Here is a 25346-nt window from a genome sequence, read left to right as displayed (position 1 = left end):
GCGCCTAGTTGCTGTTACGAAATGTTGCTGGCGAGCCGCCGACGACAGGGTGGAGCCCCGGCCGATGAAGATACGTCATACGATGTTTGCCCTGTGCGCGTCCGCGGCTCTGCTCGCGGGCTGCAACGACGACAATGGCGCCGCACCGACGCCCGCACCCAGCCCGACGGCGACGCCGACCCCCACGGCGCAGGCAGCGACCCGGACGATCATCTTCGTATGGGACGGCCTGCGTCCCGACGACGTCACGCAGGCGGACACGCCGAACCTGTACGCGCTCCAGCAGGCGGGCGTCAGTTTCCCCGACAATCATTCGACCTATCCGACGTTCACAATGATGAACGGCTCGTCGTTCGCCACCGGCTCGTTCCCCAAGACGTCCGGCTTCTACGGCAACACCTTCTGGACGCCGCCGCAGGGCAGCGGGAACACCATTCCCGCCGGCAATAGCGCCGGCGGCACGGCGCAGGACTATGTCGATCCCGTGTTCACCGAAGACTATCAGGTGCTGAACACGCTCAACACTTATTACGGGGGCCAGTTGCTGCTGGTGAAGAGCCTGTTCGCGACCGCGCAGGCTGCCGGCATGACCACGGCGACCATCGGCAAGAGCGGTGCGGCCTATATCCAGGATCTCGGGAAGGGCGGCCTGTTCCTCGACGAGAATACGGTTCAGCCGCGCACCCTGGCGACGGAGCTGCAAACCGCCGGCATTCCGCTGCCTGCCAATACGGTGAACGGCTATGCCGGCACGGACGCGGTGACGCTCTCGGCCAACAACGGCAGCCCGACGGCGCGGGCCGGTTACGTCACCTTCAACACGACCGCTTACGATTCCGCCGGTGCGCTGACCGTGGCGGCACGCGATTCCTCCGACACCACGCAGGGAGCGCCCGAGGACGCCGCCAACAAATATATGATGGCGACCTTCACCAACTACATCCTGCCCAAGAAGAACCCGATGCTCTCGCTCATCTGGTTCCGCACCCCCGACAACGTCGAGCACGGCTACGGGCCGGGCACATCCAACGTCCGCGCCGGCCTGCGGTCGCAGGATGCCCGCCTCGGCGAACTGATGGCCGCGCTCCGTGCGCAGGGCATCGATGGATCGACGAATATCGTCGTCGTCTCCGATCATGCCCATTCGACCGTGTCGGGACCGCTCTCGCTCTACCCGCTGCGCGCGATCACGCCGTCCGCGACCGCACCCAATGGCGCGCCCGTCAACGGTTCGACCAGCGGAACCAGTGCCGCCACGCTCGGCGCGGTGAGCGCCAACGGCTTCAGCTTCTCGGGCGACGTCCGCTCCGCCGACCTGCTCACCTATCGCGGCTTCAAGGCCTATGACGGCGCCGGCTGCTCGACCAGCGCGATGTACGGGCTGAAGGCCAACGGCACGCCGACGATCCCGCTACGCCGCGACACCACCGGCACGCTGTGCGGCGCCGCCAACACCAACTATCAGGCGATCTCGTCGACGCTGGCGAGCCCGGTGGCCAGCTTCCGCGTGCCGGCGCCGGGCAGTCTGCCGGCCAATGGCATCGTCGTTGCCGCCAATGGTGGCTCGGACTACTTCTACGTGCCGAGCCATGACGCCACCACGATCGCCAATCTGGTCCGCTTCCTCCAGCAGCGCGAGGAATATGGCGCGATCTTCGTCGATAGCCGCTACGGCCAGATCCCGGGCACGCTGCAGATGAGCCAGGTCAACCTCGAAAACACCGCGCGAAAGGGCAACGGCCAGCCCGACGTGGTGGTGAGCTTCTCCTCCGACGAAACGGTCACCGTACAGGGCAAGTCCGGCATCGAATTCGAGAGCGTCGGCGGGCAGCGTGGCATGCACGGCAGCTTCGGCAGCACCGACGTGCACAATACGCTGATCGCTGCGGGGCCGTCGTTCCGCAAGGCGGCGGTGCTGACCACGCCGACCGGGAACGTGGACGTCGCGCCGACCGTCGCCTATCTGCTCGGCCTGTCGATGCCGCAGGCCGATGGGCGCGTGATCAACGAGGCACTGGCCACGCCGGCCAGCAAGGGCACGCCCACGGTGGCGGCCGCGTCGGTCGCGCCCACCAGCAGCGCGACCGGGCTTCGCTTCGAAGTGCCGACCGATCCGACCGGCGGCACGCCGGACCCGGTGTTCCCGCGCGGGACCTATACGGTGCTGCTGCAGGTCAAGGACCTGACCGTCGACGGCAAGACGTACCGCTACTTCGACTTCGCCCGTGCGCAGCGCCAGTAAGCGGATCATCGGTGTGGGGGTGGCGCTGGCCACCTCCACCGTGTCGGCGCCGGCGCTGTGCGCGGCGCCGCCCTCGCTCGACTTCGCCACCGTCTTCGCGACCACCAAGGAACCGCGCCGGCTTCACTATAAGGTGATGTACCGCACCAGCGACGGCATCCATCGCGTGGAGATCTGGCGCGACGGCGCGGTCCGCCTCAAGCGGGTGACCGACGGGGTCGTGACCACGCTGATCCATCACGATCCGCGCACCGCCGATTTCACCATGCAGGTGATCGATCCGCGCAAGCACACCAGCACGCGCGTCGATCGCGCCAGTCTGTATCGGATCGGCAATTTCACCGATTGGTTCGATCTGGCGCACGGCCTTCGCCACCCCAAGGGCAGCTATCGGTTGGTCGCACGCGCCCCGCTGTCGCCGATGCCGAAAACGCCCGCAGCCTGCCGCTGGTACGATCTCAAGGACGCGAACCGCACCACGTCGATCTGCTGGGATAGCGCGAACGCCGTGCCGCTGCTGATCGCAAGCGGGCCGGGTCACCCGATCTGGCGGGTCGAGACGATAGATCGAGCCAAGTTTGACGGCGGGCTTTTTCAAGCAAATGACCGCGGCTTCATCCACGATGACGCGACGCGAGACATCCAGAACGACTAAGGCGCTTACCCTCGCGTCGGTGATCGCGGCGATAGAGATGCCGGAGCGAGGCCAAGGACGACGATCTCCCCGCGCACACCATTGCCACGGTCGACGGTACACTGAGGTGCGCGGACCGGCGTCAGCCAATTCGATCAATCGCCTGGATATAAACTGGCTGGGGCGGCAGGATTCGAACCTGCGGATGGCGGCACCAAAAGCCGCTGCCTTACCACTTGGCGACGCCCCAACGAGGAGGCGGCCTTATAGCCGGGTCGGCGGGGTTGGAAAGCCCCGCCGGCACCAGTTTTCACGACCGCCCCGCGAAAAGTCAGTCGAGCCGCTGCAGCCAGCCGTGCGGGTCGGCGGCGCGGCCGCGCTGGATCGCCGACAGCGCATCGAGCATGCGCTGGGTCAGCTGCCCGGTGCCGCCGCTGCCGATCGTGAAGCGGCCGTCGACGCCTGCGACCTCGCCGATCGGCGTCACCACCGCCGCGGTGCCGCATGCGAATGCCTCGGTCAGGCGGCCGCTCGCCGCGTCGGCACGCCATTGGTCGATGCCGTACAATTCCTCGCGGACCGCGATGCCCTGGTCGCGCGCGATGCGGATGATCGAATCGCGGGTGATGCCGGGCAGGATCGTGCCGGTCAGCGGCGGCGTCACCATCGAACCGTCGTCGAACACGAAGAAGACGTTCATCCCGCCCAATTCCTCGACCCAGCGCCGCTCGACCGCATCGAGGAAGACGACCTGATCGCAGCCCTGGCGGATCGCCTCCGATTGGGCGAGCAGGCTGGCGGCGTAATTGCCGCCGCATTTCGCCTCGCCGGTGCCGCCGGGGGCGGCGCGGGTATAGTTCTGGCTGACCCAGATCGACACGGCGCGCGCGCCGCCCTTCCAATAGGCGCCGACCGAGGAGGCGATCACCATGTAGAGATAGTCGGACGACGGCTTGACGCCGAGGAACGCCTCGCTCGCGAACATGAACGGACGCAGGTAGAGCGCGCCGCCATCGATCTGCGGGAACCAGTCGCGCTCGGTGGCGACGAGCTGACGGCACGAGGCGAGGAACAGCTCTTCGGGCAGCTCGGGCATCGCCAGCCGGCGCGCGCTGTTGTTGAAGCGGCGCGCATTGGCGTCGGGGCGGAACAATGCGGTGCCGCCGTCGTCGAGCCGATAGGCCTTGAGCCCCTCGAAAATCTCCTGCGCATAATGCAGCACCGCGGTCGACGGATCGATCGTGATCGGCGCGCGCGCGGTGATCGCGGCGTCGTGCCAGCCTTCGGCCTCGTTGTAGCGGATCACCGCCATATGATCGGTGAAGACGCGGCCGAAACCCGGGTCGACCAGCCGCGCGGCGCGCTCGTTGGCCTCGACCGGGGTGGCGCTGCGATCGAAACGGAAGGTCGGCGTGGCGGCCGGCGAAACACGGGTCATCGATTTCTCTCAGGCATCAGGGGTTGCGGTGGCGTACGAGCGGGGGCTAAACTGGTCAACATGGCTGCCACAGCTCCCTCCGCTTCCGCCCAGTTTCTCCGCGAGCCCGAATTGCGTCGCGGCATGGAATTGCTGTATTTTGGCCATAGCCATCTCACCCGCTCCGTCGATCAGGGGCTCGCAGCACAGGGATTGGGCCGCGCGCATCATCGTGCACTGTATTTCATCGCGCGCAAACCCGACCTGACGGTCAGCGAGTTGCTGGGATTGCTCGCGATCACCAAACAGTCCTTGGGTCGCGTACTCAACGAACTAACCGACCGCAAGTTGGTCGAGACCCGACCGGGCGAACGCGACCGCCGCCAGCGCCTGCTGCGCCTGACCGAAGAGGGTGCGCGGATGGAGAACGAGCTGTTCGAGGCGGTGCGGATCAAGATGTCGCAGGCCTATCAGACCGCCGGGCAGGATGCGGTGTCGGGCTATTGGGCGGTGCTGGAGGGGATGATCCCCGATATCGACCTGACGCTGGTCGAGGGCCTGCGCTCCTGACGGGTGGGGGCAGGCGCCGTCGCCGCTCCCGCCGGTGAACGCCATGGTCTAGCCTGCAACCAGATTTTACCAGATCCGCGGGGTCTGACAGGGTGGTGGCCCGCCAGCCGCCGTCCCTCGCCGAAGGTCGCTGCCTTCGTCGCGTTCATGGCCGCCAATCTGCTCCGCGAGCCGCCGGTCGAGGCTCGGTGATACGACCGCTATCCATCTGCGCCGATTGCATTCTCCGTCGCGATGTCCGACACGCCCGGCGATGGAGTGGACGATCGCCATCACCCGCCACGGCGCCGAGGCGCAGCCGGTCGTGGTCATCGACGGCTTTGCCGACGCCGCACGCTTCCGCGACGATGCCGCCTTCCTGTCGTTCGCGCCGATCGGGGCGCATTATCCCGGTATCCGCGCGCCCGTCGCGCCGCGGATGCTGCACGATCTGCTCGTCCGGCTCGATCCCGTCGCGCGGGCGGTGTTCGGGGTCGGTGGGCTGGCGATCGCCGATGCCTTTTATTCGATCGTCACCACGCCGCCGGCAGCGCTGACCCCGATCCAGCGCCTGCCGCATTTCGACGAACTGTCGCCGCGGCGGCTGGCGCTGCTGCACTATCTCTCGCCCGACGAGCGTAGCGGCACCGCTTTCTACCGCCACCGCACCACCGGGTTCGAATCGATCGATGCGACGCGGCTCGCCCCGTATCGCGCCGCGCTCGACGCCGACCTCCTCCGCCACGGCCTGCCCGGGGCGGGCTATATCGCCGGCGACACGCCGCTGTTCGAACGGCTCGCGGTGCACGAAGGCCGCTTCAATCGCGCGATCCTCTATCGCTCGAACACGCTGCATTGCGCCGACCTGCCCGCGGACCTCGCGCTCGACCCCGATCCGGCGACCGGGCGGCTGACCGTCAACACCTTCCTCGACGCGACCGACTAAGCGACGAACGTTGCACGAAAAGCACGACGGCGGCGTCGCCCGCCGGCGACTGTCGTGAATACGTATGTGGCCGACTTGGCTCCTAATCCCCCCGCGTTCACAAGCCGGGCAACCAGTCAGCTGATCATCCGCGATGGAGCGGGTGGGGGCATGACGCCACCAGGGGGAGGATTTCTTCGTGTCCCAGACCGATTCCGTATTCACGCGTCGCGCCCGTATCGCGCTGCGTTCGAGCACCGTGACGATCGCCAGCGTGCTGCTGGTCACCGGCGGTGCCGCCTTCGCGCAGGAAGCGCCCGATCCGCAGGCACCGACCGCCAATCCCTCCGCCGCGGCGACCGCGCAGGCGCCGGCCCCGGCCGCCGAGCCGACCCCCAATCAGGATGCGGCGCAGGCGCAGACCGCCGACAACGCCACCGACAGCGGCGAGATTGTCGTCACCGGCATCCGCGCCAGCCTCGCCAATTCCGCCAAGATCAAGCGCGATTCGACGCTGATCGTCGACAGCGTCTCGGCCGAGGATGTCGGCAAGCTGCCCGACGTGTCGATCGCCGATTCGCTCGCGCGTCTGCCCGGCGTCACCGCGCAGCGGCTCGAGGGCCGCGACCAGCGCCTGTCGATCCGCGGCCTCGGCCCCGATTTCTCGACCACGCTGCTCAACGGCCGCGAGCAGGTGACCGTAGGCGACAACCGCGGCGTCGAATACGATCAATATCCGTCGGAATTCTTTCGCAACGTCAACGTCTACAAGTCCGCCGACGCGTCGCTGATCGCGGCGGGCATCTCGGGCACCGTCGACCTGCGCATGCTCCGCCCGCTCGACCAGCGCGACCGCGTCTTCGCGATCAACGCGCGCGGCCAGATGAACGGCATCGACAATCTCAATCCGGATTCGTCGCGCTACGGCTATCGCGCCTCGGCGACCTATATCGACAAATTCGCCAACGACACGCTCGGCATCGCGATCGGCGTGTCGGGCACGCAGACGCCGTCGCAGGACGAGCGCTACAACGCCTGGGGCTATCCCGGCACCGGCACCGCCGCCGATCCCTTCATCCTCGGCGGTGCCAAACCCTATGTCCAGTCTAACGAGCTGAAACGCTACGGCGCGGTCGGCACGGTGGAATGGCAGCCGTCGGAGGTGTTCCACTCGACCTTCGACGCGCTCTATTCCGATTTCACCGAAACGCAGCGGCTGCGCGGTATCGAATTCCCGCTCGGCTTCTCCGATCCGACGCGCAGCGGCATCACCGTCGACAACGGCTTCGCGACGACGACGACGTTCACCAACGTCTTCGCGGTGCAGCGCAACGACTATAACCAGCGCAAGGCCAAGAACCTGTCGCTCGGCTGGAACAACGACATCAAGCTTGGCGAGCGCCTCCACTTCAACGTCGATGCGAGCTGGAGCCGCGCGACGCGTACCGACTTCCTGCTCGAAACCAACACCGGCACCGGCTTCGCCAAGAGCGGCGTCGCCGACACGGTGAGCGTGACGCAGAACGCCAACGGCACCTACCGGATCGTACCGACGCTCGATTACACCAACACGAACGTCCTGCGCCTCACCGATCCGCAGGGCTGGGGCAACAACGGCACGCAGGCGGTGGTCCAGTCGGGCTTCCTCAACCAGCCCAAGTTCAAGGACGATCTCAAGTCGCTGCGCGCCAGCCTCAACGGCGAATTCGACGGCAGCCTGGTGCGCGGCTGGGAGGTCGGCGGCAATTACAGCCGGCGCGAGAAGACCAGCGCCTACACCTCCTATTTCCTGTGTCCGAAGGGGGCGGGGACCGGCTGCACCGTCGCCAGCGGCACGCCGACCAGCGCCGCGGTGCCGAGCGAGGCGTTGCTCGGCACCAACATCCCGCTCGACTATCTCGGCGTCCCCGCGATGCTGACCTACGACCCGCTCTACGTCTACAACAACGCGCTGAACGCGGCTTATGACAATCGGCCGTCTTCGCTGGTCCGCGACAATCGCGTGATCGAGGACGTCTACACCGGCTATGCCAAGCTCACCATCGACGGCGAGCTCGGCGGCAAGACGGTGAAGGGCGCCCTCGGCGTGCAGGTGGTCCACTCCGAACAGCGTTCGGTGGGCCAGATCGCCAGCGTCGTCACGGGCAACGTCACCGTCGCACCGGCCGACCAGAAGGTGAATTATACCAACGTGCTGCCGTCGGCGACGCTGTCGGTCGAGCTGATCGACAACGGCTATGTCAAGCTCGGCGCCTCGCAGACGATGGTGCGCCCGCGGCTCGACCAGGAGCGGGTGACGCAGGACGTGGCGATCAACCTGACCAACATCGGCCGGACCCCCGCGGGCCTGTTCCCGGTGTTCAGCTCGACCGGCGGCAACGTCGCGCTGCGGCCGTATCAGTCGACCAACATCGACATGTCGTTCGAGAAATATTTCGACGCCGGCGGCTATGTCGCGCTGTCGGGCTATTTCAAGCACCTCACCGACTTCGTCGATCCCAACAACAGCTATGCCTACGACTTCTCCGCATTGCTGCCGGCGCTGACCGCGGCACAGCAGGCGCAGGTCGTCGCCGCCGCGCAGACGATCGGCAACGTCAGCGCGCCGGCGAACACCGGTCGCGGCGAGGTGCTGGGCGTCGAGGCGACGATCTCGCTGCCGTTCAAGGCGATCACCAGCGCGCTCGACGGCTTCGGCATCTTCGCGAGCGGCAACTACACCCAGTCGACGATCAAGTTCGCCAGCAACCCGACGCAGGCGATCACCTTGCCCGGCCTGTCGAAATGGACCGGCAGCGGCACGATCTATTTCGAGAAATGGGGCTTCCAGGCGCGCGCCAACTATCGCTACCGCTCGGATTTCCTCGCCGAGGTCGCCGGCCTCTCGGCGTCGCCGACCTATCGCACCGCCAAGTCGGAAGGCATCCTCGATGCGCAGATCGGCTATGAATTCCAGGAGGGCTTCCTCCAGGGCTTCTCGATCCTCGCGCAAGCCAAGAACCTGACCGACCGTCCGTTCATCACCTATCAGAACGACGATCCGCGGCAGGTGATCGACTATCAGCGCTACGGCCGCGATTATTATATCGGCATCACCTACAAATTCTGACGCCGATCTCCATTCCTCCCCCGAAGCTGGGCTGTCGTCCTGTGACGGCAGCCCTTTTTGTCGATAGGCCAAGGGCATGACAGCATCCGTCACCACGATCGTGATCGCCGGCGGCGGCACCGCCGGCTGGATGGCGGCGGCAGCGCTGGGCGGCTTCCTCGAGAGCGGCTATCGCATCCGCCTGATCGAATCCGACGCGATCGGCACCGTCGGGGTCGGCGAGGCGACGATCCCGCAGATCCGCCTGTTCAACCAGGCGCTCGGCCTCGACGAGGATGCCTTCCTCCGCGCCACCGGCGGCACCTTCAAGCTCGGCATCGCCTTCGACGGCTGGCGCGCGCCCGGCCACAGCTACATGCACGCGTTCGGGGACGTCGGCCGCGACGTCGGGCTGATCGCCTTCCAGCATTATTGGCTGCGCGCGCGCCGGCTGGGGCTGGCCAGGCCGCTCGACGCCTATTGCCTGAACGACATCGCCGCGCGCGCCGGCCGCATGCACCGCGGCGGCCCGCTCACCGCGCCGACCATCCCGGCGCTGCCTTATGCCTTCCACTTCGATGCGGGCCTCTATGCCGCCTATCTCCGCCGCTTCGCGGTCAACCGCGGCGTCGAGCGCACCGAAGGCCGGATCGCCCATGTCGAGCGCGACGGCGAGAGCGGCGACGTCGCCGCGCTGCTGCTCGATTCCGGCGAGCGGATCGCGGGCGACCTGTTCCTCGACTGTACCGGCTTCGGCGGTCTGCTGATCGAGGGTGCGCTCGCCACCGGCTATGAGGAATGGAGCCGCTGGCTGCCCTGCGACCGCGCGATCGCCGTGCCAAGCGCCAATGTCGGCCCGCCGCCGCCCTATACCCGCGCGATCGCGCGCGCCGCGGGCTGGCAATGGCGCATCCCGCTCCAGCATCGCACCGGTAACGGCCACGTCTATTGCAGCGCCTTCACCAGCGACGATGCCGCCGCCGACACCTTGCTCGCCGATATCGAGGGCGAGGCGCAGGGCGATCCGCGCCAGCTCCGCTTCGTCACCGGCCGCCGCAAGCGCGCGTGGAGCCACAATGTCGTCGCGATGGGGCTGGCGAGCGGCTTCCTCGAACCGCTGGAATCGACCAGCATCCATCTCATCCAGTCCGCCATCGCGCGGCTGATCAAGCTGCTCCCCGCGCTGCCGATCGCCGCCGCGCTCCGCGACGCATATAACCGCGAGACCGGAACCGAGATCGAACGCATCCGCGACTTCCTGATCCTCCATTATTGGGCGAACGGCCGCGACGAACCCTTCTGGCGGGCCTGTCGCGACATGGCGCTGCCCGACACCCTCCGCGCCAAGATCGCGCTCTGGCAGGAGGCGGGCACGATCGTCCGCGAACAGGAGGATTTGTTCACCGAAGACGGCTGGCTGCAGGTGCTTGCGGGGCAGGGGGTGGAGGCGCGGGCGCACCACCCGCTCGCCGACCAGATCGAGCCCGGCGACCTTGGCGAATATATGGAAACGTTGGAGCTGCTCTACCGCCGCGAGGCGGCCGCGATGCCGACGCATGCGGCGTTCATCGACCGGCATTGCAAGGTGCGGTGAACGGGCGAGAAGGATCGGTGCGCGCAGAGGCGCGGAGAGCGCGGAGAAGACCCTCGAAGTGCGCACGCAATCCGGTCATCGCGATCGGTGGATAGGACGGGCCACCGAGGCGGCGAGCGCAACACCTCTGCGTCCTCCGCGCCTCTGCGCGAACGCACTCTCTTCTTTTCGGCTTGCCGTGAGCGGCGAATGGCGATCAATACCCGCGGAGGCAGGCCGGTTACGTCGACCCGCGCACGATCAGCCGCGGCTGCAACAGCGCGGTATCGGTCGGCTCGTCGGCGATGCGGCGCAGCAGCGTGTCGACCAGCACCTCGCCCGCCTTGCGATAGTCCTGCGCGATCGTGGTGAGCGGCGGCTGCGTCGTCGCCGCGACGGGGATGTCGTCGAAGCCGATGATCGCGACATCCTCCGGCACCCGCCGCCCCGCCTCGGCGAGCGCGCGCACCACGCCGAGCGCGATGATGTCGGACGCGGCGAACAGCGCATCGAACGGCACGTCGCGCGCCAGCAACCGCCGCGTCGCCTCATAGCCCGAATGCTCGACCGACAGCGCGTCAACGTGGAGGCCCGGATCGACCGGCAGGCCCGCCGCACGCAGCGCCGCCGACAGGCCGCGGTAGCGGTCGCGAAACTCCGGATAATGGTCGTCGGCATCGCCGATGAAGCCGATCCGCCGCCGGCCGCGCGCGATCAGATGCTCGCCTGCCATCCGCCCGCCGGCGATATTGTCGCAACCGATCGTCGCATCCGTCGTATGGCTGTCGACCGAGCCCCAGCGCACGAAATGCGTGCCCTGCGCGACCAGCGCCTCCAGCCGCGCCTTGTACAGTTCGTAATCGCCATAGCCGAGCAGGATGATCCCGTCCGCCTTGCGGCTGTCCTCGTAATCGGTGTGCCAGTCGGCGGAGAGTTGCTGGAAGGAACTGAGCAGATCGTAGCCGCGCGCGGCGCAGGTGCGCAGGATCGATCCTAGCATCGACAGGAAGAAGGGGTTGATGAAGCTGCCGTCGTCGAGCGGGTCCTCGAAGAACAGCAGCGCCAGCGTCATGCTCTGCCCGCGCCGCAACGACGAGGCGTTCTTGTCGACCTTGTAGTTGAGCTGGCGGGCGATCGCCTCGATCCGCATCCGCGTCGCCGCGCTCACCGTCCGGTCGCCGCGCAGCGCGCGGCTTACGGTCGGCTGCGACACGCCGGCGCGCGCGGCGATGTCGAAGGAGGTCGGCTTGTCGCTCGCTCCGCCCGGTCCCCGTCCTCTGCTCTTCACGGCCATCGCCGCAATCTACATCAGGCGAAGGGGTGGGGATAGCGCCTCTGAATACGTATGCTCTATGCTTGGCTTGGCGCGCCGGCATCCGCACAACGACGGCGGATGCGGCCGGCGAAGGATCGGGTGCACGGCCATGTCGGGGGATGCATGCTGAAGCTCGCCACACGAACCGCGACCGCGCTCGCGCTGCTGGTCGCTGCACCCGCCGTGGCTGCGCAGACCGCCGACTATCGCGCGCGGCTGCCGCAGGACGAGGTGATCTATTTCCTGCTTCCCGACAGGTTCGAGAACGGCGACACGGCCAATGATCGTGGCGGCCTGACGGGCGCGCCTTCGGTCACCGGCTTCGATCCCGCCGCCAAGGGTTTCTATCACGGCGGCGACCTCAAGGGGCTGACCCGACGGCTCGATTATATCCAGTCGCTCGGCGCGACCGCGCTGTGGGTCGGGCCGATCTTCAAGAACAAGCCGGTGCAGGGCGCCCCCGGGCAGCAATCGGCGGGCTATCACGGCTATTGGATCACCGACTTCACGCAGGTCGATCCGCATCTCGGCACCAATGCCGATTTCGCCGCGCTGGTCGCGGCGGCGCATGCGCGCGGGATGAAGGTCTATATGGACATCATCATCAACCACACCGCCGATGTGATCCAGTATCGCGAATGCGCGGCCAAGCGCGAATGCCCGTATCGCAGCCGCGCCGATTACCCCTATCAGCGCCGGCTCGGCGTCGGCGGCAAGCCGATCAACCCCGGGTTCGCCGGCGATGACGTCCACACGCGCGAAAATTTCGCGCGCCTCACCGACCCGGCCTATGCCTATACGCCCTTCGTCCCCGCCGCCGAAAAGGCGGTGAAGGTGCCGGCGTGGCTCAACGACGTCACGCTCTACCACAATCGCGGCGACACGACCTATCGCAACGAGAGTTCGACGATGGGCGATTTCGTCGGCCTCGACGATCTGATGACCGAGAATCCGAAGGTCGTCGCGGGGATGATCGACATCTTCGGCGGCTGGATCGACCGGTTCGGCATCGACGGCTTCCGCATCGATACCGCCCGCCATGTCGATCCGGAATTCTGGACCCGGTTCGTGCCCGCGATGCAGGCGCGCGCCAAAGCGAAGGGCATCCCCAATTTCCACATCTTCGGCGAGGTGTCGGATCACGAGGTCCGGCCCGCCGTGCTCGCGCAGCATACGATCGTCGACAAACTGCCCGCGGTGCTCGACTTTTCCTTCCGTCAGGCGGTGGTCGAGACCGTCGCCGGCACCCGCGGCACCGACGCGTTCGAGGCGCTGTTCGACGGCGATGCGCTGTACGCCAAGGGCTTCGACACCGCGGTGCAATTGCCGACCTTCACCGGCAATCACGACGACGGCCGCTTCTCGACCTTCGTCCGCAAGGCTTTCCCGCAAGCCGACGATGCCGAGGTAATGGCGCGCGTCATGCTGTCCAACGCGATGCTGCTGACGCTGCGCGGCGTACCGACGATCTATTCGGGCGACGAACAGGGGTTCGTCAGCGACGGCAACGACCAGGACGCCCGCGAGGACATGTTCGCGAGCAAGGTCGCGGTCTACAACGACAACCATCTGCTCGGCACCACCACGACCACGGCGACGGCGCATTTCGGGCAGGACAATCCGCTGTTCGGACAGATCGCCGCGCTGGCGAAGCTGCGCCGCGCGACGCCGGCGCTGACCCGTGGTCGCCAGCAGCTACGCGCCCGCGGGGAGACGCAGGGCCTGCTCGCCATCTCGCGCTTCGATCCGGTCAGCGGCGCGGAGGTGCTGCTCGCGTTCAACACCGCGACGACGCCGCTCACCCGTCAGGTCGAGATCGGCGTCGGCGCGACCGGCGCGACCACGCTTTCCGGCACCGGCTGCGGCGCGGTCGCCGCGCCGGGCAGCCTGACGATCACGCTTCCTCCCCTCGGCTATGCCGTCTGTGCCCTGAAGGCGACCCAATGACCCTGACTGACCGCCCGTGGTGGCACGGCGCGACCATCTACCAGATCTATCCGCGCAGTTTCGCGGATTCGAACGGCGACGGCATCGGCGACCTGCCGGGCATCACCGCGCATCTCGATCACGTCGCCAGCCTCGGCGTCGAGGCGATCTGGCTGTCGCCCTTCTTCCGCTCGCCGATGGCCGATTTCGGGTATGACGTGTCGGACTATTGCGACGTCGATCCGATCTTCGGCACGCTTGCCGATTTCGACGCGCTCGTCGTCCGCGCGCACGATCTCGGGCTCAAGGTGATCGTCGATCAGGTCTGGGCGCATACCAGCGAGCGGCATCCGTGGTTCGTCGAAAGCCGGTCGAGCCGCGACAATCCCAAGGCCGATTGGTACGTCTGGCGCGATCCGCAGCCGGAGGGGTCGCCGCCCAACAATTGGCAATCGGTGTTCGGCGGCCCGGCCTGGACCTGGGACGCGCGCCGCGGCCAATATTACATGCACAATTTCCTGAAGGAACAGCCGCAGGTCAACGGCCACCATCCGGCGGTGCAACAGGCGTTCCTCGACGTCGCGCGCTTCTGGCTGGAGCGCGGCGTCGACGGCTTCCGCATCGACGCGATCAATTTCATGATGTTCGACCCCGATCTGCGCGACAATCCGCCTGCGCCGCTCGACGACGGCATCCCGCGCACCCGCCCGTTCGATTTCCAGCTCCACACCTACAACCAGAGCCACGACGCCATCCCCGGCTTCCTCGAGCGGGTGCGGTCGCTGTTCGACAGTTACGACGCGCGCTTCACCGTCGCCGAGGTCGGCGGCGCCGACAGCGATCGCGAGATGAAATTGTTCACCGCCGAGGGCCGTCGCCTGCACAGCGCCTATGGCTTCGACTTCCTATATGCGCCGACGCTGACGCCGGGGATCGTCGCGGCGGCGATCGACAAATGGCCCGAGCAGGACGGCGTCGGCTGGCCGAGCTGGGCGTTCGAGAATCACGACGCGCCGCGCGCGATCTCGCGCTGGGCGGGGCAGGGCGACGCGGCCGCCTTCGCGCGGATGAAGATGCTGCTACTGGCCAGCCTGCGTGGCAATATCTTCCTGTATTACGGCGAGGAACTCGGCCTGACGCAGGTCGCGGTACCGTTCGCGGATCTGCAGGACCCCGAGGCGATCGCCAATTGGCCGCAGACGCTGTCGCGCGACGGCGCGCGTACGCCGATGGCGTGGCGGAGCGATGCCGCCAATCTGGGCTTCTCGACCGCCAGGCCGTGGCTGCCGGTCGGCGCCGATCATGCCGCGCTGGCGGTCGATCGGCAGGAGCGCGATCCGCACGCCCTGCTCCACTGGACGCGCGCGACGCTGGCGCTGCGCAAGCGGCATCCCGCGCTGTTGACCGGCGATATCCGCGTCGTCGCGGCGGACGCGGCGATGCTCGCGATCGAGCGTCGCGCCGCGGACGAGACGATGCTCTGCGTGTTCAACCTGTCGCCCGAACCCCAGCGCTGGGCGCCCGAGCAGCCCGAGACGTGGCAGCCGGTGGTCGAGAGCGGAACGCAGGGCTGGCATTTCGACGGATATGGCGCTCTGATCGCCACCAAAACGGGAGAGGCATGATGAAACATTACACGATCGGCGGTGCGCTCGCGCTCGCGCTGCTGGCGAGCACGGCGCTCGCGCAGACCGACACCAATGGCGTCGCCCAGATCCCGACCGTCGCAGCCGCGCCGGCGGCGAGCGCGACCTCGCCCGACAGATCGCTGGTGGTGACGATCGCGCTCGATAACGACGGCCGCCCGACCTATGCGGTGACGCGCAAGGGCAAGCCGGTGCTCAACCCCGGCAAGCTCGGCGTGATGTTCACCGACGCGCCCAAGATCGAACGCAACCTCGAACTGATCGGCAAGACGACCGCGTCGGCGGACAGCAGCTGGACGCAGCCGTTCGGCGAATGGAAGACGATCCGCGACCGTCATAACGAACTCGGCCTCCGCTTCCGCGAGAAGACCGGGCTGAAGCGCGAGATGGACGTGACGTTCCGCATCTTCGACGACGGCATCGGCTTCCGCTATAGCTTCCCCGACCAGCCCAATCTGCATCAGGCGAACATCGCCGACGAGCTGACCGAATTCGCCTTCGCACAGAACGGCACCGCGTGGTGGAAGCCCGCATTGCAGTGGAACCGCGAGGAATATCTCTACGAGAAGACCCCGCTCGACGCGGTCGGCACCGCGCAGACGGTGATGACGGTCAAGCTCGCCGACGGCACGCACGCCGCGGTGCACGAGGCGGCGCTGATCGATTACGCCGCGATGAATCTGGCGCGCAGCGAGGGCAATACGTTCAAGGCGGCGCTCACCCCCGGCGCCGGCGCGCCCAAGGTGGTGCGGACCGCGCCCTTCGCCTCGCCGTGGCGGACGGTGATCCTGTCGGACGATGCGCCCGGCCTGTACATGAGCCACCTCGAACTGAACCTCAACGAGCCGAACAAGCTCGGCGACGTCAGCTGGATCAAGCCCGGCAAGTTCGTCGGTGTGTGGTGGAACATGATCAAAGGCGACTGGACCTGGGCAACGGGTCCGAAGCACGGCGCGACCACCGCCAACGTCAAGAGATACATCGATTTCGCTGCGGCGAACCGCATCCCCGGCGTGCTCGTCGAGGGCTGGAACGTCGGCTGGAACGGCGACTGGTTCGGCAATGGCAACGGCATGGAGTTCGACCAGCCGACCCCCGATTTCGACGCGGCCGAGCTATACCGCTACGCCAAGGCGAAGGGCGTCTATCTGATCGGCCATAACGAGACCGGCGGCTCGGCGAGCCATTACGACGCGCAGCTCGATCGCGCCTTCTCCTATGCGCGCGATCACGGCATTCCGGTGATCAAGACCGGCTATGTCACCGATGCCGGCCAGATCGAGCGCGTCGACGCCGACGGCACCAGGAAGCGCGAGTGGCACGAGGGCCAGTGGATGGCGAACCACTATCTGCGCGTCGTCCAGACCGCCGCCAAATACAAGGTCGGCATCGACAGCCACGAGCCGATCAAGGACACCGGCCTGCGCCGTACCTATCCGAATTGGCTGAGCCGCGAGGGTGGCCGCGGCATGGAATATAACGCCTGGCCGGGCAAGAACCCGCCGAACCACGAAGCCAATATGTTCTTCACGCAATGGCTCGGCGGCCCGATGGACTTCACCCCGGGCGTGCTCAGCCTCGAAGGATCGGGCGGCAGCCCGTTGCTGTCGACCGAGGCGAAGCAGCTCGCGCTGTACGTCGTGATCTATTCGCCGGTGGCGATGGCGGCGGATACGCCCGAGAATTACGCCAAGCATATGGACGCCTTCCAGTTCATCCGCGACGTGCCGGTCGATTGGTCGGAAACGCGCGTGCTCAACGGGGAGGTCGGCGACTACGTGACGGTGGCGCGCAAGGACCGCGCCAGCGACGATTGGTATCTCGGCAGCATCACCAACGAGGCGCCGCGCACGCTCACCGTCGCGCTCGACTTCCTCGATGCCGGGCGCAGCTATACCGCAGAAGTGTATCGCGACGGCACGGGGGCGGATTACCGGACGTCGGCGCGCCATGCGATCGCGATCGAGAAGCGCGCCGTCAAGAAGGGCGACACGCTGTCGCTCGCGCTGGCGCCGGGCGGCGGGCAGGCGATCCGCTTCGTCGCCGCCGGCAAGGCGCGGCGGCGGTGATCCGTCGCGCGCGATCAGCCAGATCCACGCTGTCCTGCCTGACGTGTTCCGGCATCCACCGCCGCGCGAGCGCCGCATGACAGCGACCACGCGGCCGCGGCAGAGCTGGGCGGGCCTTTGGAACATCTCGTTCGGTTTCTTCGGCATCCAGATCGGCTTCGCGCTCCAGAATGCGAACATGAGCCGCATCTTCCAGTCGCTCGGCACCAGCCTCGACGATCTGCCGGCCCTGTGGGTCGCGGCGCCGCTGACCGGGCTGCTGGTGCAGCCGGTGATCGGCCATCTCAGCGACCGCACCTGGCTCGGCCGGCTCGGCCGGCGGCGGCCCTATTTCCTCGCCGGTGCGATCCTTGCCGCGATCGCGCTGCTGCTGATGCCCGAAAGTCCGGGGCTGCTGATGGCGGCGTTGCTGCTGTGGCTGCTCGACGCGTCGCTCAACGTCTCGATGGAGCCGTTCCGCGCCTTCGTCGGCGACATGCTCGACAAGGACCAGCATGCCGCCGGCTATGCGGTGCAGACCGCCTTCATCGGTGCGGGCGCGGTGTTCGGCTCGATCTTCCCGTGGCTGCTCGAACAGCTCGGCGTGTCGAACATCGCGGCGGGGGGCGGCATCCCCGATACAGTGCGCTTCGCCTTCTGGTTCGGTGGCGGCGCGCTCTTCCTCGCAGTGCTGTGGACGGTGCTGACCACGCGCGAATATTCGCCCGCGGAGATGGCGAGCTTCCATGGCAAGGCCGACGCCGAGGATCAGGCGCAGGTGACGCGCACGCTCGCCGCGCGCCGGCTGACCGGCAGCGGCGTGTGGATCGCGGCGGGGGCGATCGTCGTCGCCGGCGTCGCGGCGTTCGGCCTCGAAAAGGAAGTATATCTACTCGGCGGCCTGCTGATCGCCTACGGGCTGGCGAGCATCCTCGCCATCCTGCGCGCGCGTGGCGGCAAACCCGTCGACATGCTCGGCCATATCGTCGGCGATTTCGGCGGCATGCCGGTGCTGATGAAGCGGCTGGCGGTCGCGCAATTCTTCAGCTGGTCGGCATTGTTCATCATGTGGATCAACACCACGCCGATCGTTGCCGGCGCCTTTTACGGCGCGCCCGACGCGCGCAGCCCGCTGTACCAGGAGGGGGCCAATTGGGTCGACGTGCTGTTCGCGACCTATAACGGCATCGCCGCGGTGGCGGCGCTGACGCTGCTGCCGCCGCTGGCAAAGCGGATCGGGCAGGCGCGCACGCATATCGTCGGGCTGCTGTGCGGCGCGGCGGGCTTCGCGAGCTTCTTCTTCGTCACCGATCCCGAATGGCTGCTCGCGAGCGAGATCGGCATCGGCATCGCCTGGGCGTCGATCCTCGCCATGCCCTATGCGATCCTCGCCTCCAGCCTGCCGCAGCGGAAGCTCGGCATCTACATGGGCCTGTTCAACGTCTTCGTCGTCGTGCCGCAATTGCTGGTGGCGACGGTGATGGGATCGATCACCAAGCATTTCTTCCCGACCCAGCCGATCTGGACGCTCGCGTTCGCCGCGGGTGCGCTGCTGCTCGCGGCACTGGCGATGACGCGGGTCGAGGCGGTGCGCTAGCGGCCGGGATGCGCCGGGCACGAACGCCCGGCGCAGGCACAGTTAGAAGGTGATGCGCGCGACCCCGCTGATCTGGCGGTCGCTCATGATCGCATCGCGCGGCCGGGTGAGGATGCCGTAATAGGTCGACCGCACCGTGTTGGTGAGGTTGGTGCCGTTGAGCGTCAGCGACAGATGCGGCGTCACGTTGGCGGTGATCGACGCATCGAGCTGCCCCGACGCCTTCTGGAAGATGGGCAGGTTGCCCGTGCCGTTGGCGGCGGTCGTCACAAGGAACTTGTTGCGCCAATTGTATGCGGCCCGTGCCGAGATCAGGCCGTGCTCGTATATGCCGATCAGATTGTAATTATACTTCGACAGCCCCTCCAGCGAGAGTTGCGTGACCGGGCCCTGGCTCGCCGGGCTCGGCGCGGTGGAATCGACATAGGTGAAGTTCGCCTGCACCCCGAAGCCGCTCAGCGCGCCGGGCAGGAAGTCGAAGAATTGCTGATAGGCGACCTCCGCGCCCTTCACCTTGGCCTTGCTGGCATTGTCGTAGGTCGTCACGTCGTACGTCGCGGTGACGCCGTCGGTGAATTGCACGGTGAGCGGGTTGATCACCGTCTGGATGTAGTTCGAGATGTTCTTGTAGAAGCCGGCGACGCTCAGCGATCCGGTGCGCGCGAAATACCATTCGAGCGAGGCGTCGAAATTGGTCGACTTCATCGGCTTGAGCGACGGATTGCCGGTCGAGGTCGTATGCTGCTGGTCGATCTGGGCGGTGCCCGGCTCGGTGATCGTCAGCGTCGGGTTGAGCTGGTTGAAGTTCGGGCGCGAGATGTTCTTCGACGCCGCGAAGCGCAATTGCAGCCGCTCGGTCAGGTGCGCGCGCAGGTTGAGGCTCGGCAGCACCGAGGTGTAGCTGTTGCTCTCGCCGTTCGGGGTGAAGGTCGGCGCAGCGGTCGACTGCGTGCCGTCGGGCGCGGTGATGAGGTCGACCTGCTGGTAGAAGCCCGCCACCGCGACTTCGGTCTTCACCGCGCGGACGCCGATGTTGCCGTCGATCGGCACCGGCAGCGTGTCCGCCTTGAAGAAGGCGGCGAGATAGCCGGTATAGGTCTTCTGCGTCTCCGTATTGGTGCCGCTGGGCAGATAGGGCGGCGTCGTCGCGATGCCGAGCGTCGCACGGGTCGCGTCGTAGTTCAGCACCGTCGGCAGCGAGAAGGCCTGGATGTTGCCGAACAGATTGGCTTCGCCGCGGAAGAAGTCGCCGAGGTCGACATAGCGCAGATCGCTCGCCGGCCCGGTCAGCCCGGTATAGCGATAGCCGGTGTCGCTGGTGCGGTTCTTACGGTTGGCGTAGCGGATGCCGGCCTTGATAGAACTGAGGATGCCGCCGTCGAAGCGATATTCGCCGTCGAGGCGCCCGACCGTGTCGGTGCCCTTCGAATTGTTGAGATCGTCGAGATAGAAGCCGTTGCTGTAGGTCGCCGGATTGGCGAGCCCCGCCGCCGAAGCGATCTGGAACGACGGAATGTCGCCGCGGATGTCCTGCGCCAGCGTCGTCGCGGTGCCGCTGAGCCCGACGATCGAATTGAGGTTGTTGGTTTTCGAATCGACATATTGGCCGTCGGCGGTGATCGTCAGATTGGCGGTCGGCCGCCATTTGGCGTTGAGCGAATAATCGGTCGTCACCGAGTGGCGCGCGCCGATCGAGGTGTTGTTGCCGATCGGCACGTTGACGAACGTGCCGCTCTGGAAATCGCCGTTGGGCGCATAAGTGAACGGCGCGCCGGCGAGCGGCGTGATCGCGACACCGCTGGTGTAGGCGAAATAGCTGTAGCCGTAGGACCGCAGCTTATAATCGTTGCGGAAATATTCGCCGGTGAACTCCAGCGTATCCGTCGGGCGCCATTGCAGCGAGACGTCGACGCCGAAGCGGCGGCGGTCGCCGGGCACTTCGCCGATGCCGGTGCCGTGCGGCAGCGTCGTGGTCTGACCGGTGCGGCCGAGCGTCGCCAGCGTCGCGGCGTCGCCGGCATTGGCCGGGTCGAGCGTGTAGAAGGGCTCGGTCGAGATCGTGTCCTGGCGGAACGCGGTCTTCTGGTAGGAGGCGCTGGCGAGGATACCGATCTCGCCGATGCCGGTCGACCAGCGATCGCTGAGCAGCAGCGAGGCGGCCGGCTTGCTCTTGCGCGCGAGGTCGTAATAGGTGTTGGTCACCGACGCCGAGGCCTTGGCGCCGTCGAAGTCGAACGGCTTGCGGGTCCGGAAGTTGATCGTGCCGCTGAGCTGGTCCTCGATCAGGTCCGCCGACGGATTTTTGTAGACGTCGATCCCGGCGAGCAGTTCGGACGGCACGTCCTCGAGGCTCAGCGCATTGCTCGATCCGCTCGCGGTGAAGATGTCGCGGCCGTTGAGCTCGGTACGCACCTGCGTGAGGCCGCGGATCGCGACCGAGCTGCCCTCGCCGAAGGCGCGCTGGATCTGGACGCCGGAGATGCGCTGCAACGCCTCGGCGATATTGCGGTCGGGCAATTTGCCGATGTCTTCGGCGACGATCGAATCGACGATCTGCGCCGAGTTGCGCTTGATGTTCTGCGCCGACTGAAGGCTGGCGCGGACACCCGTGACAACGATGTCATCACCGGCCGAAGGCGTGGTGGGGCTGGTGTCGACGGCCTGTCCCTGATCGCCGCTGGGTGCGGCGGTGCCGCTGTTCTGCTGCGCCTCGGCGGCTGGGGCGGGCGCCGGTGCGTCCTGCGGCGGCGCGGTCTGCGCCTGCGCGGCCGAGCCGGCCAGTGCGATCGCCAGCAGCGATACCGTCGCGTGGAAGCCCGTGTTGCGACCCAAGCGCGTGAGCACCATCGAACCTGTCATCATTCTCTCTCCAGCCGATCCGGCCGCGGCGGTACGCCCGTGCCTGACTTGCAGACGTCGTGCTCGGCCCGTCGCGAACGTCTCGCGGCGCCGCCTAAGCCAATGGAAAGTCTATTTATACGACAAATGCTAAATCACAGGCGAATATCTCAGCGCATTGGTAAAAATGTCGCATAGCGGCCTGATCGGTCTGATTTATGTAAAGCGAGGGGGGCGGCCGCCGCGACCTGGCCGCGTTGGCGGAGGTGACAGGACGGGCGATGCCGGCACGCGCATCGTGCAGCCTGCGCTTTGTGCCAAACGCGACGAGCGCAGGATCTTCGGGCATCGGGCGATTATCGGTTGGGCGGCCGCCGGCCGATCGATCCGGAGCGGCAGCGGCTTACCGCTAAATCGGACAAAAGCCTGATACGCGGGGGTCAGCCCCGCAGGCTGAACTGGATCGGCAGTTCGACCGATACCGGATCGCCGGGAATGTCGGCGGTCGGCGGGGGCAGGGGGGAGCCGCGCTTCACGGTCGCCAGCGCCTCGCCATCGAGCGAAGGATAGCCACTGCCGCGCACGATCCGCGCCGAACGGACGATGCCCTGCCGATCGACGCCGATCGCGACGAGCGCCACGCCCTGCTGGCCGTCGCGTTCGGCGATGCGGGGGTAGCGCAGCAGCGGCCGGAGATGCGCGAGGATGTCGCCCTGCCAATTGGCCCGCGCCGCCCGCTCCGCCGAGGCCGTTCGTCCCGTGGTCGGCAGCGCGGCGGCGGGGGCGGCGCTGGCGGCGGTTTTGGTGTCGGCGGGCTGGTCGGTGCTTCCCTGTGGGTTCGGCGGAGCCGCTGCTGCAGGTTCGGCCGGAGCCACGTGCGGGGCCGGAAACTGGACGATCGGCACAGGCGGCGTGGGACGCGGTGGCTCGGTCCGGCGTGGCAACTCTTGCGCAGGCGCAGGCGCGGACGCTTGCGCGGTCGCGGGGGTGTCGGGCGAGGCGGGGGGGACGTCGAACATGGCCAGCGCGGGGGCCGGCCGACTGCTCGGCGCCGTGGAAGGGGCCGTCCAGCGCCAGAATGCGATCACCGCCAGCAGCGCATATAGCAGCGCCGTACCGCCGAGCCCGAGCAGATGCTCGCTGCGCCGGCGACGCGCGGCATAGGAGGCGGGGGGCCAGTCGGCCGTCATCCGGTTCCGCGAAAACGCTATGTCAGAAGACATGATCCACCCTCAGGCTGACGCTGGTGCGCCGGTAGGAATAGAGCCAGTCGACGTTGCTGCCGACGCGGCTGTGCTGGACGAGCAGGCTGGGGCTGAAGCCGGCGAGCCTCGCGGCGGGGAGCCGGGCGAGCATCGTGTAATTCTGGTCGACGTCGCGGCGTCTGGCATCGAGAAGCGGGCTGAACGCGCCATATTCGCGGCGGCGGAGCGAGGCGGTCAGCAGCAGGTCGACCGCCTCGCCGATCGTCCGGTCGAGCCCGAGCCGCGCGCCATATTGGCGATAGGCGTTGACGGGATCGGCGGCGCGCTTGTCGAGGAGATCCGGGCCGCCGAAGATCGTCCAGCCGTGCGGGAACGTGCGGAAGCCGGTGAGCCACGCATCCGCCTGGCGGCCGTCGTAATCGCGATAGCCGTCGTGCCGGTAGGTGAAGTCGCGCAGATTGGCCTCGAACCGGACGAGCGTGCCGGCGCCGACGCTGCGGCTGTATTCGCCGTGCAGCCCCCACGCATCGTAGAGCCTCTGGCCCCCCAGCGTGCCGAGATCGACGGACGGGGCGAGCACCAGCCCCGTGGCGGCGGTGCGGCGGTCGTAGCCGGCGTAGAGCGACAGCGCGGTCTGGCTGTAGCGGCCGTTGCCGGGGAAGAGATCGCCGAAGGCCAGCGCTCGGCCGCCGATGCCGTCGTGCCCGGCGAGCGGCAGGCGCAGCGTGGCATTGCCTTCGATATTGATCCCACGCGCGGCGATCGGGTCGGGCACCTTGCGGTCGAACAGGCAATCGCCCGCCGCGCCGGGGATCAGGCAGGTGTAGCTCGCCGAGGACTGGTTGAGGTTGGACGTATATTCCGGCCCGAACGACACCATGCCCTGCACGCCCCGCCGCTTCCGCAGCGCGGCGAGGAAGGTGTCGACCGTGCGCACCACGCCCGCCGCCTTGTCGCCCTGCGCGAGCAGCGCGCCGCGGACGTCGGCGAAGGCCTGCGCCGCCTCGCGATCGCGGCGGTCGAGGAACAGCACGCGCGCCAGTTCGAGCCGGCCGGGCAGGAAATCGGGTTGCACCGCGACGAGCGCGCGATAGGCGCGGCGAGCGCCGGCCATGTCGCCCGCCTCGCGGGCGAGGCCGCCTTCGGCATAGAGGATCAGCCCGTCCTCGCGGCCGGGGAGGGTGCGATAGCGGGTGAGGAAGCGACGCACGTCGGCCCAGCGCCGCCGTGTGATCGAGACGTAGAGCGCCGCGCCCGTGTCGTTGGCGTTGCTGCCGACGGCATAGATGGTGCCGTCGATCTCGACGCTGGTCGGATCGAGGCGATCGGTCTCGTCGCGCACCCGCGTTTCGGCTTCGGCCTTGCGCTGCTCGACGGTCTGGTCGAGGCGCAGGCGCGTGTCACCGCTGCCGGCCTGCTGGGCGAGCGCGGGCGACGGACAAGCGGCGGCCAACAGGGCGCCGGCGATGCCGACGCCCCGCGGGTCAAGGACGGAGGCCATGACGGCCCCCGCCCCCCGACGCATCGGATCAGTTCTTCGTGCCACCGAAGGCCGCGTTGTACTGACGTTCCGAACCGGAGCCGAAGTTGACCAGACCGGCCAGCGCCGCGGCGTTCGCACCGAAGAAGCGGCCCTCGACCGTGCCGCCGGAAGCGACCGTCGTTCCTGACTGGGTCGCGCTCGCATCGTTCCCACCGAAGGTTGCGCCATCGATTTTGGCAGAGCCGATGTTCACCCCATAGCCCGACGCGCTGTTGGCGATGCTGCCGGTCAGCGTGCCCGACGAGCCAGAAGCGAAATTGGCCGTGAAGGTGCCGGTCAGCAGACCCTTGTTGGCATAGTCGCTGATGCCCCGGACCGCATAGGTCGCCGAGCCGCTGGTCGGCACGGTCGTGCCGGTCGTGGTGCCGGCATAATAGACCGTATGATCGGTGCTGCCCGAGCTGGCATTGCTGCTCCACTCGCCGAACCAGACGTCGTTGTTGCCGACCTGCGCGAAGTGGAACAGACCGAGGTTGCGGTGATCGTCCGGTCCGGTGGTCGGATTGTTGATCGTCGTTACGCCGTTCAGGTCGGTCGAACCGTCATTCTTCAGGTCCTGGAAGGCGACAAGGTTGTTGATGCCGGTCGCCTTGGCGCTCAGTCCAGCCTTGCCCGCGGTCGGGTGCGACGGGCCGAATGCCGAACTCACTCCGACGCGGTTGTTATTGCTGTCGCTGGTGCCGGTGATCGTCTGCGCATGAGCAGTGCCGGCGAGCGCCATCGCCAGCGCGGCGGAGGCGGCGAACAGCTTGAGGTTGGTCATTTTCATGGTACGTCTCCTGCTTGGTAACGCACCCGGC

General features: G+C 67.4%; 16 protein-coding genes and 1 tRNA gene. 10 read left to right on the top strand and 7 right to left on the bottom strand.

Going from position 1 to position 25346, the window contains the following annotated elements:
- The first annotated feature begins 64 nt into the window (after positions 1-64).
- Both ACLBWH_RS01240 and ACLBWH_RS01235 read left to right on the top strand, forming a co-directional pair.
- Positions 65-2242 (top strand): alkaline phosphatase family protein, encoded by a 2178-nt coding sequence (locus tag ACLBWH_RS01240; RefSeq protein WP_447796196.1) that lies wholly within the window; start codon positions 65-67, stop codon positions 2240-2242.
- A complete protein-coding gene (locus ACLBWH_RS01235; protein WP_447796195.1) occupies positions 2226-2897 on the top strand; it encodes a hypothetical protein in 672 nt (223 codons plus the stop codon). The genes ACLBWH_RS01240 and ACLBWH_RS01235 overlap by 17 nt, the downstream gene beginning before the upstream one ends.
- A gap of 154 nt (positions 2898-3051) precedes the next feature.
- Here ACLBWH_RS01235 and ACLBWH_RS01230 read toward each other — a convergent pair.
- A tRNA-Gln gene (locus tag ACLBWH_RS01230) sits at positions 3052-3126 on the bottom strand.
- Positions 3127-3207: 81 nt separating this feature from the next.
- A complete protein-coding gene (locus ACLBWH_RS01225; protein ID WP_322849170.1) occupies positions 3208-4314 on the bottom strand; it encodes a branched-chain amino acid aminotransferase in 1107 nt (368 codons plus the stop codon).
- Between the two features lie 60 nt (positions 4315-4374).
- Between ACLBWH_RS01225 and ACLBWH_RS01220 the strand changes: the two genes are divergently transcribed.
- The 4 genes from ACLBWH_RS01220 to ACLBWH_RS01205 all read left to right on the top strand — a co-directional run bounded on the left by ACLBWH_RS01220 (position 4375) and on the right by ACLBWH_RS01205 (position 10449).
- Positions 4375-4863, top strand: coding sequence for a MarR family transcriptional regulator (locus ACLBWH_RS01220; RefSeq protein WP_322849171.1), 489 nt, complete (start codon positions 4375-4377; stop codon positions 4861-4863).
- A gap of 253 nt (positions 4864-5116) precedes the next feature.
- On the top strand, positions 5117-5788 hold the full coding sequence (locus ACLBWH_RS01215) for a DUF6445 family protein (protein WP_447796193.1): 672 nt from the start codon (positions 5117-5119) through the stop codon (positions 5786-5788).
- A gap of 178 nt (positions 5789-5966) precedes the next feature.
- Complete coding sequence (locus ACLBWH_RS01210; RefSeq protein WP_447796191.1) at positions 5967-8876, top strand: TonB-dependent receptor; 2910 nt, start codon at positions 5967-5969, stop codon at positions 8874-8876.
- A 76-nt stretch (positions 8877-8952) separates the two neighbouring features.
- Positions 8953-10449, top strand: a complete 1497-nt coding sequence (locus tag ACLBWH_RS01205; RefSeq protein ID WP_447796189.1) for a tryptophan halogenase family protein — start codon at positions 8953-8955, stop codon at positions 10447-10449.
- Positions 10450-10669: 220 nt separating this feature from the next.
- Here the strand turns inward: ACLBWH_RS01205 and ACLBWH_RS01200 are convergent, their stop codons facing one another.
- Positions 10670-11722 (bottom strand): LacI family DNA-binding transcriptional regulator, encoded by a 1053-nt coding sequence (locus tag ACLBWH_RS01200; protein ID WP_322849175.1) that lies wholly within the window; start codon positions 11720-11722, stop codon positions 10670-10672.
- 144 nt (positions 11723-11866) lie between these two features.
- On the opposite strand from ACLBWH_RS01200, the gene ACLBWH_RS01195 reads away from it, so the two are divergent.
- From ACLBWH_RS01195 to ACLBWH_RS01180, 4 genes are all read left to right on the top strand, one after another.
- Positions 11867-13690, top strand: coding sequence for an alpha-amylase family glycosyl hydrolase (locus ACLBWH_RS01195; protein ID WP_447796187.1), 1824 nt, complete (start codon positions 11867-11869; stop codon positions 13688-13690).
- Positions 13687-15294, top strand: a complete 1608-nt coding sequence (locus ACLBWH_RS01190) for an alpha-glucosidase (protein ID WP_447796185.1) — start codon at positions 13687-13689, stop codon at positions 15292-15294. Before ACLBWH_RS01195 ends, ACLBWH_RS01190 begins: the two co-directional genes overlap by 4 nt.
- Positions 15291-17384 (top strand): glycoside hydrolase family 97 protein, encoded by a 2094-nt coding sequence (locus ACLBWH_RS01185; RefSeq protein WP_447796183.1) that lies wholly within the window; start codon positions 15291-15293, stop codon positions 17382-17384. The genes ACLBWH_RS01190 and ACLBWH_RS01185 overlap by 4 nt, the downstream gene beginning before the upstream one ends.
- Positions 17385-17460: 76 nt before the next feature.
- Positions 17461-18960: an MFS transporter gene (locus ACLBWH_RS01180; protein WP_447796181.1), complete on the top strand. Its 1500-nt coding sequence runs from the start codon at positions 17461-17463 to the stop codon at positions 18958-18960.
- A 42-nt stretch (positions 18961-19002) separates the two neighbouring features.
- Here ACLBWH_RS01180 and ACLBWH_RS01175 read toward each other — a convergent pair whose 3' ends face one another.
- From ACLBWH_RS01175 to ACLBWH_RS01160, 4 genes are all read right to left on the bottom strand, one after another.
- Complete coding sequence (locus tag ACLBWH_RS01175; protein ID WP_447796179.1) at positions 19003-21822, bottom strand: TonB-dependent receptor; 2820 nt, start codon at positions 21820-21822, stop codon at positions 19003-19005.
- A gap of 416 nt (positions 21823-22238) precedes the next feature.
- The gene (locus tag ACLBWH_RS01170) at positions 22239-23021 is read right to left on the bottom strand and encodes an energy transducer TonB (protein ID WP_447796177.1); all 783 of its coding nucleotides are present in this window, start codon (positions 23019-23021) and stop codon (positions 22239-22241) included.
- Complete coding sequence (locus ACLBWH_RS01165) at positions 23011-24504, bottom strand: surface lipoprotein assembly modifier (RefSeq protein WP_447796175.1); 1494 nt, start codon at positions 24502-24504, stop codon at positions 23011-23013. The genes ACLBWH_RS01170 and ACLBWH_RS01165 overlap by 11 nt, the downstream gene beginning before the upstream one ends.
- Before the next feature lie 28 nt (positions 24505-24532).
- Positions 24533-25315: a Slam-dependent surface lipoprotein gene (locus ACLBWH_RS01160; protein WP_447796173.1), complete on the bottom strand. Its 783-nt coding sequence runs from the start codon at positions 25313-25315 to the stop codon at positions 24533-24535.
- Between the last annotated feature and the right edge of the window lie 31 nt (positions 25316-25346).

The sequence above is a fragment of the Sphingomonas sp. M6A6_1c genome (assembly GCF_053345135.1).
The sequence above is the reverse complement of the archived record's forward strand: the minus strand, read 5'-3'. Positions and strand labels throughout refer to the sequence as shown.